The organism is Flammeovirga yaeyamensis (assembly GCF_018736045.1).
Taxonomy (GTDB): Bacteria; Bacteroidota; Bacteroidia; order Cytophagales; family Flammeovirgaceae; genus Flammeovirga; species Flammeovirga yaeyamensis.
The window spans coordinates 498,873-513,443 of the sequence record NZ_CP076133.1; the positions used below are offsets into that span (position 1 = coordinate 498,873).

The window sequence follows — 14,571 nt, forward strand, 5'->3', positions numbered from 1 at the left end:
ATTTTACTAACCATGTCTGTCAACAAACAAGAAGAAATGTTATTCCTCAAGATAATGGAGGAAGAAATAGTACCTGCAGAAGGCTGTACGGAACCAATAGCTATTGCTTATGCAGCTGCTTTAGCCACTAAATACTTAGGGGAAAGACCTCAGAAGTTAGTGGTTAATGTTTCTGGTAATATCTTAAAAAACGCCATGAGCGTTGTGGTTCCTAATTCGGAAGGAAAAGTAGGTATTAAAGTAGCAGCGGCTATGGGGGCATTATTTGGTGATGCTGAAGCCGACTTAATGGTGATTAGTAAAGTAAGCTCAGAGGACATGAAAATGGTCACTAATTTTCTTGAAAATAATAAGGTGGAGATTCAGGTAGCTGAAAATGCTATGGCCCTTTATATAAATATGGAGGTAGAGGGAAATAATCATAGTGCTAGTGTAGAAATCAAACACACACACACCAATGTGACTAAAGTAATTAAAGACGGTAAGATTCTTATTGATCAACCGTGTAATGATAGCGATTTCAATTCTTCTTTAACTGATAGAAGTATTCTATCCGTAGAAAAGATCTTTCATTATGCCAATACTATAGATATTGAGAAAATTGCTCCTGTGTTTAGTAAAGTAGTTGATTACAACAAAAGAATTGCAGAGGAAGGCTTAAATCAGAAGTATGGAGTAAATATAGGTGCAGCTATTCAAAAGAATATTAGTAGAGGAATCTATGGGGATGATCAAAGAAATAGATCAGCCTCTTTTACAGCTGCAGGTAGCGACGCTCGAATGGGAGGTAGTGCTATGCCAGTAATGACGACAAGTGGTAGTGGTAACCAAGGAATGACTGCTTCCTTGCCTATAATTAAATACTGTTTGGATCAAGGTATTTCCGATGAGAAGTTATACAGAGCATTATTCATGTCTCATTTAACGACAGTACACGTTAAAACGAACGTAGGAAGACTTTCTGCATATTGTGGAGCAATGACAGCCTCAGCGGCAGTAAGTGGCACCTTGGTCTATTTAGAAGGCGGAAACGTGAAAGATATTCAGAATGCAATCACAAATACTTTGGGAAATGTATCTGGAGTTATTTGCGATGGTGCTAAAGCATCTTGTGCAACTAAAATTGCCTCTGGTATATACTCAGCTTTCGATGGAGCGATGTTAGCACAAATGGGTAGTGTACTTTCTTGTGATGACGGTATTATTGGAGATGGAGTCGAAGATACAATACAAAATGTAGGAACATTGGCTCAGGAAGGTATGAAAACCACAGATAAGACGATATTGGAAATCATGACTAAATAAAGTCTTGATATATAGAAAATTTAAATGGGTTGGTAAACGGATTTATATCCTGATTTACCAACCCATTTTTATATGTTCTTAGAAAAATACAATAATGTTCCACGTGGATCATTCTAGATAGGGGTGATTCTTTATTTTATTACATATCAGTTAATTTAATGAATAGTTTAATTATTTTTTAAGATTTAACAGTAATCGATATAAATTGAATAAAATAATTAAATTAAAGTGTAATCAATTAATAATCAATCACTTACGTTTTTAACGTGGAAAATCACCTATTTAAAAGCCTTGAGTAAATTTTCTTTGTGTTTATTGTATTCTGAGTAATCACCTAATTGTAGCATCAAGCGTTCGCTAATCATGATACTATTGTTCAGGTTAAGGATGTCAGAATGATTACAGTCCACCTTTATTTTAAATTCTAATAATTCATTCATAGACTCCCAATTAAAAGATGTATAGATTTCCCGTTCCAATGAGTTAGATCCATTAGAACAAAATACACCCATAGGAATATTCTTTTTTCTAAGATTGGGAATGTTTAATGGATTGATGATGGATTTATATTGATTTTTAAATAGACTTTCTTTGTGAGTCAGTTTGTAATAATACTTACTTGCGTGTTCCCAAATAGAATTGGCAGCTTTGGTATTTTTACTGATGTCGGTCCATGCCTTTAATAAATCATTTTCCTCTTCATGTTCATGATGTATAACTGGCGTATCAATCATTAAAAGAAATTGGGATGTAGTGGCATCATCAAAAACATTATAGGCAACTATACCACTAAGTTCGTAGGCAATAATAGCATCAAAATGTATATCACAACGCTTCATTTTTAATTGAATGCTTTTATAGAATTCATCATTAAAAATGTCATTTGTCGAATAATTCAGGTAAAAGATATTATAATTTGATTCTAGACATTTCCACAAGTGCATATAAGTGGTTTTGTAATTATTCGTGGGTTTAAAGAATAGAATATTCTTTTTGTTTTCAGATGCACTATTGATGCTTTGTATATCTAGATTGTAATCTAATCTTTTATTTACCACTTCGAAGGAATTACGGGTAAATAAAGCATGTATCAAATATTGAATAAATAAGTAATAGCTGACAGAATTATCATGATCAAAATAAAATGCAGAAGAAACATTTTCCTTTCTATTGACCTTACCAAAAATATGATTTAAAAAATCCTTGTACGTTACCATGTTATTATTGGTATACATAAAAGGACTATCCGGGTTTATTTTTTTCTCAATTTTTAGATTTTGATTGATTTTAGGTTGTAAACGAAGTACATCTCTATATAAATCCTGATCTAATAGAAGAAGGGATTTGTCTTGTAAATTATTTAGTTCTTTTTCAAAACTAAAAGCAACTCCGGCACTAGCACAAGCAAAAGCAGCAATTCCAATATCAAAAGGATGTTCTAACTGAATTTTTACATAGGTAGATTTTCCTTTTAATTGAAGTAAATAATTAATGATCTGATCAACTTTATTCAAAGCCTCTTTATAATCAAAAACATCATCATTATATATAATGAGTTTTTTGTGATTATAAACATTCTTCTGTTGGTTAATTATTTGATAAAGATTGGGGTAAAAATCATATTTCATCTTTTAGTGAATTTATGTAATAGTTCTTCTGTCGTAGAAATGTTTTTAGAGAATAGCGATAATATGTTTGGAGGTTTTATTTTAAAAAAAGGGATCTCCTTAAGGCTTATCTGAATTTACTATACAACGATAAGAAACACTACACCATATTGTAATAATAGTAGCAATTCTTTATTGGGTGACATTTATAAGTTAATTATTCATGTATCTACAAGATTTGTAATTAATAGAGTTTTATCCTAAAAATTAATCTTATTGTAATATATGATGTTTTAATTGTAATTGTTTAGTAACCTACCGTCAATGTACGGTTGAAAGACAATCATTAATTTTGTGCTTCATTCAGACATAGAAATATAAGCGTTTGAAAAAGCACTTATTGAACATATCAAAAAAAATATGCGATTAGAATGGTCTATGTAGTATGCAAATCATTCTAAAATTATTTTTTAAAGCTCAGGTAAATTTTACCTGAGCTTTTTTTATCAACAAAACGAAAAGCAAAAATCCTAAAAGTAAAAGGCCATAACAATCAGTTACGGCCTTTTACTTTATAAAGAATTTTTGATGTCTGTAATTAGTGGTTCTAATTTCTCAATAGTAACATGTTCCATGATAACTACTTTATACCACTTCGGCTGATCATGAACATCAGGAACCAATCCATATTTTTTAGCAACGTCGGCATCTATGGCATCTGCTTTCATTGTAATAATATTGGAGGCTTCACTACGGTAATACTTAATGCCTAATTCATCTAGTTTGTGTGTGAACCAATCACCACGTTTACTTAAGATGAAAATTTTCTCATTCATTCCATAAGGACCATAAGTCATTAATATCATCCAAATAGCTATAGCATTTGCACCCGATCGACTACCAATCATAGTGAAGTCATCACCCTCTACGTAGTCGGCTTTAGTGTTGGCATATTTCATCCATTCTTTTCGAATCAGAAAAATACCCGTTCCATAAGGTGCTTGTAACATTTTATGTGCATCTAATGTTACTGATGTAACTTTAGGATTTCTAAAATCTAGTGCATGTTTCTTGTGAGCAAATGGGAAAAAGAATCCACCATAAGCACCATCAATATGCATCTTATATTCTAGATTATTTTCTTCAAAAGTGGATGTGTATAATTCAATGGGATCGACAGATCCAAACATTGTAGTCATCATATTACTGATCACAACAAAGTATTTTTTGCCATCAGCTGTAGCCTTATCAATACAAGATTGGATATTTGCTTTATTGATTAATCGGCTATCAAAATCTACTGCTACTCGGTAATATGAAAGCGATAAAATATTGCTCGCCTTCGCCATTGAGTAATGAGAATCTTCTGAAGAGATAATGGCAATCTCAGAATTTTTTGCTCCGAATTCTTCTTGATAATAATTTCTATAAATCCAGATCGCTTGCATGTTTGCTTCTGTTCCGCCAGAGGCCACGTAACCGTCAACACTGTTTTTATCCCCTTTAAGAATATCTACGGCACAGACTTCTAGGAGTTCTCTTTCGATACTCTGAGTACCCTTAAAAAAGCTTTCAGATACACCTTGAGTATGGCAGCCAATGTGGTTAGGGTTATGAAGAAGAGTAGTTATAAAAGGGGCATCATTTAAAAATGGTGCGTCTTCCGGGAAAACTTTACTATCTAAATGTGATCCTGGAACTCCGAGACTATGGTCTCCAAAGTATGTTGTATTTTCGTTTAATGCTTTAAAAATACATTCCTTTATTTCTTCTCTACTTTTCTTTTTCCAAATGTGCATTACGTAAAAATGGTTTTGTATGTGTTCTACAAATATAATTAAGCTATAGTTATAGTCTCGTTTTTTTATTAAATCTTGTACAATTAATTACCAATAATTCTCTATGGATATGTGTCTTTTATAGTGTAATTTTAAGTTTGCCAAAACAAGGTTTTCCCATTTTGGCAAATTTGCCAAAATCGAAAACATCCATTTTACCTTTGCATTGATATTTAAATATGAACATGAAAATCCAATGGTTTGTCCCATTCTTATTACTTATTTATTCTTGCTCGAATACTAAAAATAATGAGCCGATATCACCAGGAAATAATTTTTTAAATGGAGTTGATTTGTCTTATGTAAATCAAATTCAAGAAAGGGGAGGATGTTATTTTGATGGAGATAATGAAAAAGATGTGTACCAAATATTCTCTGAAAAAGGGAATGAATTAGTTCGGTTAAGGTTGTGGCATCACCCGATTTGGACGAAGGAATTGTACGGAGATGAAGGAACAAAAATGTATAATGATTTTTATGATGTTCAAAAAAGCATTATTCAATCTAAGAAAAATAATATGAAAACCTTATTGGATTTTCATTATTCAGATACATGGGCTGACCCCGAGAAACAATATGTGCCTAAAGCATGGGAGCAAATTACAGATATAAATGTACTTCGTGATAGTGTCTATAATTATACCTTTTCGACTTTAGATCGACTTGGAGATTCAGATGCTTTACCCGATTTAATTCAGTTAGGCAATGAGACAAATTGTGGTTTGTTTTATTCTGATCGTCCAGAAAATTTCCCAAGTTGTGAAGTTTGTAATGATAAAAATTGGGAGAATGCAGCAACAATTTTTCAGGCAGGAGTAGAAGCTGTAATTGCAATAGAAAAGAAATATGGGGTTGATATAAAAAAGATATTACACGTGGCCGATCCGCAATATTTGGATTGGTGGTTTGGAGAGCTATCAAATTATTCTGTCGATTATGATATTATTGGAGTGTCTTATTATCCTTTATGGCACACCGCAATTTCTTTCAACAATTTACCTCAACATTTAAAATCAATCGGGACAAAATTTAATAAAGAGGTCATGATTCTAGAGACGGCTTATCCATGGACAAGAGAAGGGAATGATGATATGCCTAATTTATTTGGAGACCAAACGCCATTGCCTAATTATCCTTTCACAGCAGAAGGACAACTCAATTACATGAGAGACTTAACAAAAGGGATGAAAGAAGTTGGTGTAGTAGGAGTGGTCTATTGGGAAGCAGCTTGGATTGCTTATCCGATCAAAACGTTGTGGGGTACGGGATCGTCTTGGGAGAATTGCACATATTTTGATTATGAAAATAAGTCTACAATAGTTTTTGACTATTTAAAATAGAAGTACATTTAATAATAAGATGAAAAGGTCTTTTTTATTTAAAAATTAAAAAACTTTGATACTTTAAATTGTATATTTGTTTTCGAAAATACTAACGAGATTAACAATGAATTTAACGCAAAAAAAAGATAGAATAAAATTATTCAAAGCTGATCAAGAACTTCCATACCACTTATTATTACTTGCCGATGAAACCATAGAAGCTATTGATAAATACATTCATGATTCAGAAATCTATATTTATGAAAGAGATCAAAAGACGATAGGGATTTATGCCTGTCAGTTATTGGATGGAGAATCCTTAGAAATAAAAAATATTGCGGTTTCAGAAGAATATCAAGGAGAAGGTATCGGACAGAAATTATTATCTCATGCTATATCAAATGCTACCAAAAGAGGTTTTAAAAATTTGATGATAGGAACAAGTAATGCGGCTTTCCAACAGTTGTATATTTATCAGAAAATGGGCTTCAGATTCCATAAAGTTTTGAAGAACTTTTTTACTGATAACTATAAAAAAGAAATTGTTGAAAACGGGTTAGTACTTAATGATATGTTATTATTGAAAAAGGATTTACAGAAAGAAGATGTAGAAGTATTACAACAAAGTTAAATTTTTGTTTTTTGACTAAATAAATCTTAATTCTTTAAAAGGATTTAACGAAATAACCGTAAATAGTAATGTGTTTATCGGTTAATATAAATGGTCAAAAACGAAAATGGAAAAGACGCTTATGTCTGCTATTCACACTCTAGAAAAAGAGGTGGCAGACACACAAAAACGAATTGACATGATGATCAGTAACGGATCGTCATCTTATGACACGCAACACCTTAAAGTGAAAATCAGACGTTGCCGTTGTCAATTGAATGAACTGAAATTTCAAAATGCGAACAGCTAATTGAAAACTTGAATTACTAAAGAAACTTGCTAAGGACAGAATCCCCATTCTGTCCTTTTTTATTTTCATCTAACTCAAACAATTCTTTATGAATGATTTTAACATTATAGAATATTCTACCTTTGTGGTGTACTAGCATAAAATATAATCTCATAATGGATAAAAATAAACAGAACCTATTTGTGTTTTTATTAGGGTCTTTGGCCATGATTAGTCCGCTTAATATCGACACTTGTTTACCAGCCCTATCACATATATCAAAAGACTTCGGTGTTCCTTTCAGTGATGTAGAAATAAGCATGAGTTTGTTCTTCCTCTTTTTTGGAGTAGGACAATTATTGGGAGGATATTATTCAGATAGAAAAGGAAGAAAAGTGATTGTCGTTTCTGGCTTAATTATAAGCTTAATTGCTTCTGTCTTGCTTTCCTTCTCTAATGGTTTAAATACATTCTATATAGGCAGAGCCGTACAAGCCCTAGGAGGTGGTTTTGTAGGCGTTTCTATAGCGGCAATAGTAAGAGATAACTTTACGGGTAAAGATGCCGCTAGTGTGATGTCATTAGTGACAATGATTGCCATGGGTGCTCCACTAGTTGCTCCAACCATAGGGGCAACGCTTCTTAAGTTTTTTACATGGCATTCCATCTTCATATTTATCGCCATTTATAGTATAATCGTTTTGGTGCCTTTCTTTATGAAAATGAAAAATAAAGTACCAGATCCATCTGATAATATTAGCTTTTTGAGAGGTTTGAAAACAGTATATTCAAACAAACCTGCTTTAGCTTATATGTGTGTGATGGCCATACCTTCGGGTGCCTTGTATACTTATTTAACAACTGCTCCTTTTGTCTATCAAGAGTTCTTTAAATTATCAGAATCGCATTTTGCCATTATTTTTGGTCTTAACGGTGGAGGGTTGATTATTATGAATAAAATCAACTCTGTTTTAGTTCAAAAGCATTCGCCAAGAAAATTATTGCATATTGGATTATGTATTCACTTATCTACTTTATCCTTGATATTGCTGAGTATATTATTCTTTACACCACAGATATATATTGTACTTCCATTACTTACTTTACACTTAAGTTCTTTAGGTTTATTGTCGGGTAATGCTACCTCTATTGCATTAGAAAAATACGAGAAGAAGTTTGCCGGATTAGCCAACTCACAAATGAGAGTTGTTGGTATTGCTTTTGGTGCATTGGCTGGAGCAACAGCAAGCAAGTTGAATAACGGAACATTAGTACCAGCATTTGCAGTAATGTTTGTCTGTTCTTTATTGGGAATAGTTTTATACATTACCCTTAAGAGTTTTGATCTTGAAAGAAAAAGTATATAAAATGGAAAACAATGCTTGCCCTTGTGGTTCTAAAAAAACATATAAAGAATGCTGTGGAATTGCCCACAATGATATTCGCCAAGTAAAAACGGCAGAACAATTAATGCGTTCTAGGTACTCTGCTTTTACTTTAGCTAATGGAGAGTATTTAAATCTAAGTCATCATAGTAAAACAAGACCTCAAGGCAGGAGAGAGCGTAGAGATTTGGTGAAATGGGCCAAGTCTGTAAAATGGGATCATTTAGAGGTGCTACAAGCCATTAAAGGGAGTGAAGATGATGTAGAAGGCGTTGTAGAGTTTAAAGCTTATTTCAGGGATTCTGGAGGCTTACAGGTGATACATGAAAAATCTACTTTTATAAAAGAGAATGGACATTGGGTCTATGATACCGCTTTATAATTATAGATTACTTTAAATAGAAAAGGAGATGTAATGATAAAATTACATCTCCTTTTTTAGTCGTCTCTTGTCTTATTTCAATTTGATATCTATCGGATTAAAATGATACGTTGCGAAAGATTTTTATCTGCAGTAATCAAACGGATGATATAAACACCGTTTTGTAAATTATCACTTAAGCGAATGGTTGTTTGATCACCTGAGAATGAAGGTTGGATGGTTTGCACCACCTGTCCTTGAATATTCTGAACCAATACAGTGGCAGAAGCTACATTAGCATTAGTGACTTGTATAGTAACGTTTGATGACGTTGGAGAAGGGTACATTTTAACTCCTAAACTTTCTAGGTCATCTATGTTTGTAATGTCACCTTCTTCTTCTCCTGGAGTTTCTTCCTCTTCACCTGGTGTCTCTTCTTCCTCACCAGGAGTTTCTTCCTCTTCACCCGGTGTCTCTTCTTCCTCGCCTGGCGTTTCTTCTTCTTCACCCGGTGTTTCTTCCTCCTCACCTGGAGCTTCCTCGTCTACTGTAGATCTCAATTGAATGTCGTCAATATCAAGATTACCATTCCAGTTTCTCAAAACAGAAATCGTTACAGTAACATCAGCAGCAGGAGTAAACGTCCCTTCGTGTTGATGCCACTCAGCAGCTAATGCATCATCGTTCATAGCATTATATTCGCCCGCATTAAATGCAGGTTCTCCTGTTGCAACATCTACTAAACGTAGAGAGCGGGTAAACTTACCACGAGTTTTTCCTCTTAAAATATATTCTACACCGCCTTTTAGTATGAATTCTTGATTTACGCTCACTAAAGTATTTGCAGAAGAATTCGTTGCTTCAATTGTTAATCTCAATGCTTGATCTTCGCCTTCTTTGATAACTGTTAATGTTCTTTCAAGATCTGGTTGTTGACCATCAAAAGTAGATATAACAAAATCAGTATCTTCTAGGTCTTGGTTTTCAGAATAGGCTTGGAAGTCGTTAAAATAAACATCATAACCTGTTTCAGGATCTGTTGGCTCTTCAGGCGTTTCTTCTTCTTCTGTATTTTCTTCAGAGGACATGATCATAATGTTATCCAAATCTAATAGACCGTTCCATTCTCTAAGGATACCTAATCTACCTGTAAAGTCTGCATCAGGAGTAAAACTTACTTCAAGCTTATACCATTCTGCAGCCAAAGCATCATCATTCATGGCATTGTACACTTCTGAAGAATAAGAAGCAGTACCTTCAGCAACATCAATTACTTTAAGAGAACGCTTAAACTTACCTCTTGTGTCTACTGATACCACATAATCTACACCTGCTTTAAATACAAATTCTTCGTGAAGGCGAATCATTGTATTCGCTGATGCGTTTGTTGCATCATTATTATATCTCAAGAACTCTTCATTATTCTCGTGAGTGATCGTTAAAGTTCTTGCAAGATCTGTTTCTTGATAAGCGTCATACCCAAAATCTTTTTCGTTTTGATCTTCACCTTCGGTGTAGGTAGAGAAGTCGTTTTTATACATCTCATATGGCGTTGCTGGTGCAGGACCTTCAGTAGGAAGATCATCTTCTACTTTTAGGTCGTCGATGTCTAATTTGCTATTCCAATGTCTTAGAACTCCAACAATTACATTCATATCAGAATCAGGAGTGAACGATAAAGAATGTTCATGCCATAAAACGATTAAATCAGGATTATTCTCAGCATTGTAATCAGTATCAATTGCTATTGCTGAGTTTGTTACAGTATTAATAACCCGTAAACCACGTTTAAATGGTCCTCTTGTTTTAGCAGTAAAATTATAAGTTACACCAGCTTTAACGGCAAAAGCATTACTACCTTTTACCATGGCACTAGAAGCTGAATTTGGATCTACATTTGGTGTGTCATAAGACATGTATTTGTTGCCGTCTTCTTCTTCAATAACCAATGTTCTTGGTTGATCTGGATTTTGATAAATGTCTAAAAAATAATCCCCTTGAGTGACGATATCATCGCCAGTAGTGTAGCCATCAAAAGTGTTTTCGTACACCGTGTTTTGCGCCGTCAAAACAAAGCTAAAGGATAAAAGTAATAATAAAGTTGTTAGAATTTTTTTCATACTTGTGTTGTTAATAAATGAACAACACCTGCTCTTATATCTTTACATTCTAGATTGAAGTATAAGGTAAATTTGTCTAATTCTTTTTGTAGAATGAAGTAGTATAATTCATTAAGTTTAGAACAGGTGTAAAGTTGAAACCTGTCCAAAACTATTATTTTACCCTTTTTGTAATGTAGTTCTGCGTGTCTAAAATGTATTGATTTATAGGAATTTAAAGATTGATTTAAAGCGTGATAAATACGAAAAAATACAATTTTAAGTCACTAAATCGAATTATTCCTATAATAGTAAAAAATTATCTATTAAACGTTTTATATACACTTTATAAAGTTTTCTCTACCCATTGTCGAGCAGCTCTAGAATCTGTAAAATACTTCACTTCTAAGGGACCTGATTGTGCTTTTTCTTCATCAAATGTTTGCTCAATGGATAAATCTTGGATTAAGTTTCCACTTAAAATAAAAGCAATTCTCTTGATACCGTTTTTGATATAACCTGGAATAATCTCATTATCATGCCATGTCTGTAAGTCAAGATTCATAGTATAATGATACAGCCTTGTATCTACCATAAAAGCATTAATATTATTAGCAACACCTTGTGTGCTTATGAGTTTGGCTAACGAAAGGATGTGCTCTTTAAACTCTTCATCGGACATTTCTCTACCTGCTTTATTTTCCCATTGTATAAAGTAGAAGTTCTCGATCTTATTTACAGTCCAAAAATTAGTTTCAAATTGAATGTCAATGTTAATATTATTAGTGTGTTCCATGAGAAATATTAGTATTTAATAATTTATAAGGGCAATGTTCTTTATAAGAAATACTCTTTTTTCTACAAATACAATACCCTATAGGATTACATGTATTTGTAGATTAGAATAATACAACAAATTCAAAATAAAAGATAAGTTGATAGACTTAATTCGAAATATAGTTTGATAACAACATTGATATTTATCATATACAGAATAAAATTCTAATATATTAATACTAAAAACTACACTTTTTCAAGATTCTAACTTATGTTTGCGATAATAACTAAATCATATATAAATAGATATAATCACATACTACAAAGCACATGAAAGCATTAGTTAAATCTAAAGCCGAGAAAGGTTTATGGATGGAGGATGTTGCCATTCCAGAGGTAGGCCCTAACGATGTTTTGATTAAAGTTTCTAAATCATCAATCTGCGGTACTGACTTACACATTTATCTATGGGATGAATGGGCAAGTAAAACTGTTCGAGTAGGACAAACTATTGGTCACGAATACGTAGGTCATGTTGCGGCTTACGGTAGTGAGGTAAAATCCTTTAAAGAAGGTGATAGAGTTACAGGAGAAGGTCACATTGCTTGTGGTCGTTGTCGTAACTGTAGAAGAGGTCGTCAGCATATCTGTGAAAGGACAATTGGTATTGGAGTGAATACAGATGGATCTTTTGCTGAGTATGTTAAAGTACCGGCTTCTAATGTGATGAAAATTAATGAAGCCATTCCAGACGAGGTAGTATCTATTATGGATCCTCTAGGGAATGCTACTCACACCGCACTATCTTTCCCTCTAATTGCCGAAGATGTATTGATTACAGGTTCTGGTCTAATTGGAAGTATGGCTATTCAGGTGGCTAAATTTGCAGGTGCACGTAATATCGTCGCTACAGAGATGAACGAATACCGTGCAGAATTGGCAAAGAAAATGGGAGCAACTAGAGTTGTAAATCCTAAGCATGAAAGATTAGAAGACGTTATGGCAGAATTAAAAATGACTGGTTTTGATATCGGTTTGGAATGTTCTGGTTCTCCTATCGCTTTTAATCAGATGATTGAGCACATGTATAACTCTGGTAAAGTATCTTTATTGGGTATCCTACCAAATTCGGCTCAAGTAGATTGGAATAAAATTATCTTCAGAGGTTTAACGCTTAAAGGAATCTACGGTCGTGAGATGTACGAAACGTGGTATCAGATGGAACAAATGCTTCTTTCTGGATTGGATATCGAGCCTATTATCACTCACCGTTTTGGTATTGACGATTTCCAAAAAGGTTTCGATATTATGGAATCGGGCAACTGTGGTAAAGTGATCCTTAACTGGGACTAACATCAATCAATCTATCAAACATTAATCCTGAATAAAATGAGTAAAAAAATATATGATAGTCTTAAAGAAGACTTAAAACAAATTGAAGCTGATGGCTTATACAAAAACGAAAGAATTATTGTAAGCCCTCAAGATGCTGAGATTACCTTAAATACAGGTCAGACGGTATTAAACTTCTGTGCAAATAACTATTTAGGACTGTCAAACCACCCTAGATTGATTCAAGCAGCGAAAGATGCTATGGATACACATGGTTTTGGTATGTCATCGGTTAGATTTATTTGTGGCGCAACTGATCTTCATAAAAAATTAGAACAAAAGATTGCGGACTTCTTCGGTGCAGAAGAAACGATCCTTTATGCAGCATGTTTCGATGCTAACGGAGGTGTTTTCGAACCACTTTTAACGGCTGAAGACGCTATCATTTCAGATACATTAAACCACGCTTCTATTATCGACGGTGTTCGTCTATGTAAAGCAAAGAGATACCGTTATGCCACTGCAGATATGGCGGATCTTGAGAAGCAATTACAAGCGGCTCAAGAACAACGTTACAGAATTATCGTTACAGACGGTGTATTCTCTATGGACGGTCACGTGGCTCCAATGGACGAGATCGTTGCACTAGCGGACAAATACGATGCTCTAGTGATGGTAGATGAGTGTCACTCAGCAGGTGTAGTAGGTAAAACAGGTAGAGGTGTGACGGAACACTTCGATATTCGTGGAAAAGTAGATATCATTACAGGTACTTTAGGTAAAGCTTTCGGTGGTGCTATCGGTGGTTTTACTACAGGTAAAAAAGAAGTTATTGATATGCTTCGTCAACGTTCTCGTCCTTACTTGTTCTCTAACTCTATTCCTCCATCAATTGCAGCGGCAGGTATCGAAATGTTTGATATGATGGATTCTACGGATGAGTTATCGACTAAATTACACGAGAATACCGCTTTCTTTAAAGAAGAAATGTTATCTGCAGGTTTCGATATTAAACCTACTGAGTCGGCTATTTGTGCAGTGATGTTGTACAATGCTGAATTGTCTCAACGTTTTGCTGAGAAGCTTTTAGAGAAAGGTATCTATGTTATTGGATTCTATTTCCCTGTAGTTCCTAAAGAACAAGCTAGAATTAGAGTTCAGTTGTCTGCAGCTCATACAAGAGCACATTTAGAAAAAGCAGTGAAAGCATTTACTGAAGTAGGAAAAGAGCTAGGTGTTATCAAATAACACACTTTAAACTACTAAATGTAATTTATAATATGAAAAAAGCGTTAGCATCTACTCGATACTAACGCTTTTTTTATTTTATGATTTAAAATTATCGTCTTCTAATAATGACTGTGCGAAGTAATCTAAAGGTACTTCTTCGTCTTCTTTATTCGCTTTTACAAATCCAAATATTGCGATCATTGGAGCAAGTAACGTAAATAGTAATTTCATAGATAATGGTGTTGATGTAGTTTTAGATTTAATTGCTATTGATTTACCAAACGGTAAGAAAAAATAACGGGTTACCTAAAAAAGCTCAATAACTTCCAAAATGGACTTTATTTAAACTTTTATATGTATTGTATCTAAAATCTAAGATTACTTAACACTGTTACCTTTTTTATTAGTTACTGTAT

13 protein-coding genes are annotated in these 14,571 nt (G+C 33.6%); 8 read left to right on the forward strand and 5 right to left on the reverse strand.

What is annotated here, in order from left to right; all coding sequences use genetic code 11:
* Positions 1-12: 12 nt before the first annotated feature.
* Positions 13-1,305, forward strand: a complete 1,293-nt coding sequence (locus KMW28_RS22235) for an L-cysteine desulfidase family protein (protein WP_169662183.1) — start codon at positions 13-15, stop codon at positions 1,303-1,305.
* Positions 1,306-1,583: 278 nt separating this feature from the next.
* On the opposite strand, the gene KMW28_RS22240 is transcribed toward KMW28_RS22235, so the two are convergent.
* Positions 1,584-2,933: a hypothetical protein gene (locus KMW28_RS22240; protein WP_169662182.1), complete on the reverse strand. Its 1,350-nt coding sequence runs from the start codon at positions 2,931-2,933 to the stop codon at positions 1,584-1,586.
* A 551-nt stretch (positions 2,934-3,484) separates the two neighbouring features.
* Complete coding sequence (locus KMW28_RS22245) at positions 3,485-4,711, reverse strand: pyridoxal phosphate-dependent decarboxylase family protein (protein WP_169662181.1); 1,227 nt, start codon at positions 4,709-4,711, stop codon at positions 3,485-3,487.
* Positions 4,712-4,935: 224 nt separating this feature from the next.
* Between KMW28_RS22245 and KMW28_RS22250 the strand changes: the two genes are divergently transcribed.
* The 5 genes from KMW28_RS22250 (at position 4,936) to KMW28_RS22270 (ending at position 8,738) form a co-directional block, all read left to right on the forward strand.
* Positions 4,936-6,090: a glycoside hydrolase family 53 protein gene (locus KMW28_RS22250; protein WP_215585941.1), complete on the forward strand. Its 1,155-nt coding sequence runs from the start codon at positions 4,936-4,938 to the stop codon at positions 6,088-6,090.
* Between the two features lie 106 nt (positions 6,091-6,196).
* Positions 6,197-6,703, forward strand: a complete 507-nt coding sequence (locus KMW28_RS22255; RefSeq protein WP_169662179.1) for a GNAT family N-acetyltransferase — start codon at positions 6,197-6,199, stop codon at positions 6,701-6,703.
* Between the two features lie 106 nt (positions 6,704-6,809).
* The gene (locus tag KMW28_RS22260; protein ID WP_169662178.1) at positions 6,810-6,992 is read left to right on the forward strand and encodes a hypothetical protein; all 183 of its coding nucleotides are present in this window, start codon (positions 6,810-6,812) and stop codon (positions 6,990-6,992) included.
* Positions 6,993-7,147: 155 nt separating this feature from the next.
* Entirely contained in the window at positions 7,148-8,338 is a 1,191-nt protein-coding gene (locus KMW28_RS22265) for a multidrug effflux MFS transporter (RefSeq protein ID WP_169662177.1), read from the forward strand.
* Between the two features lies 1 nt (position 8,339).
* A complete protein-coding gene (locus KMW28_RS22270; protein WP_169662544.1) occupies positions 8,340-8,738 on the forward strand; it encodes a YchJ family protein in 399 nt (132 codons plus the stop codon).
* Between the two features lie 89 nt (positions 8,739-8,827).
* On the opposite strand, the gene KMW28_RS22275 is transcribed toward KMW28_RS22270, so the two are convergent.
* Together KMW28_RS22275 and KMW28_RS22280 are read right to left on the reverse strand one after the other, a co-directional pair.
* Positions 8,828-10,837, reverse strand: coding sequence for a T9SS type A sorting domain-containing protein (locus tag KMW28_RS22275; RefSeq protein ID WP_169662176.1), 2,010 nt, complete (start codon positions 10,835-10,837; stop codon positions 8,828-8,830).
* 325 nt (positions 10,838-11,162) lie between these two features.
* Positions 11,163-11,612 carry a hypothetical protein gene (locus tag KMW28_RS22280; RefSeq protein WP_169662175.1) on the reverse strand — a complete coding sequence of 150 codons (450 nt, stop codon included), beginning with the start codon at positions 11,610-11,612 and terminating at the stop codon, positions 11,163-11,165.
* Between the two features lie 311 nt (positions 11,613-11,923).
* Here KMW28_RS22280 and tdh point away from each other — a divergent pair, with 311 nt between their 5' ends.
* Positions 11,924-12,946: an L-threonine 3-dehydrogenase gene (gene tdh, locus KMW28_RS22285; RefSeq protein ID WP_169662174.1), complete on the forward strand. Its 1,023-nt coding sequence runs from the start codon at positions 11,924-11,926 to the stop codon at positions 12,944-12,946.
* Positions 12,947-12,982: 36 nt separating this feature from the next.
* Entirely contained in the window at positions 12,983-14,173 is a 1,191-nt protein-coding gene (gene kbl, locus KMW28_RS22290) for a glycine C-acetyltransferase (protein WP_169662173.1), read from the forward strand.
* A 78-nt stretch (positions 14,174-14,251) separates the two neighbouring features.
* Here kbl and KMW28_RS28605 read toward each other — a convergent pair whose 3' ends face one another.
* Entirely contained in the window at positions 14,252-14,386 is a 135-nt protein-coding gene (locus tag KMW28_RS28605; protein WP_257794099.1) for a hypothetical protein, read from the reverse strand.
* Positions 14,387-14,571 lie beyond the last annotated feature (185 nt).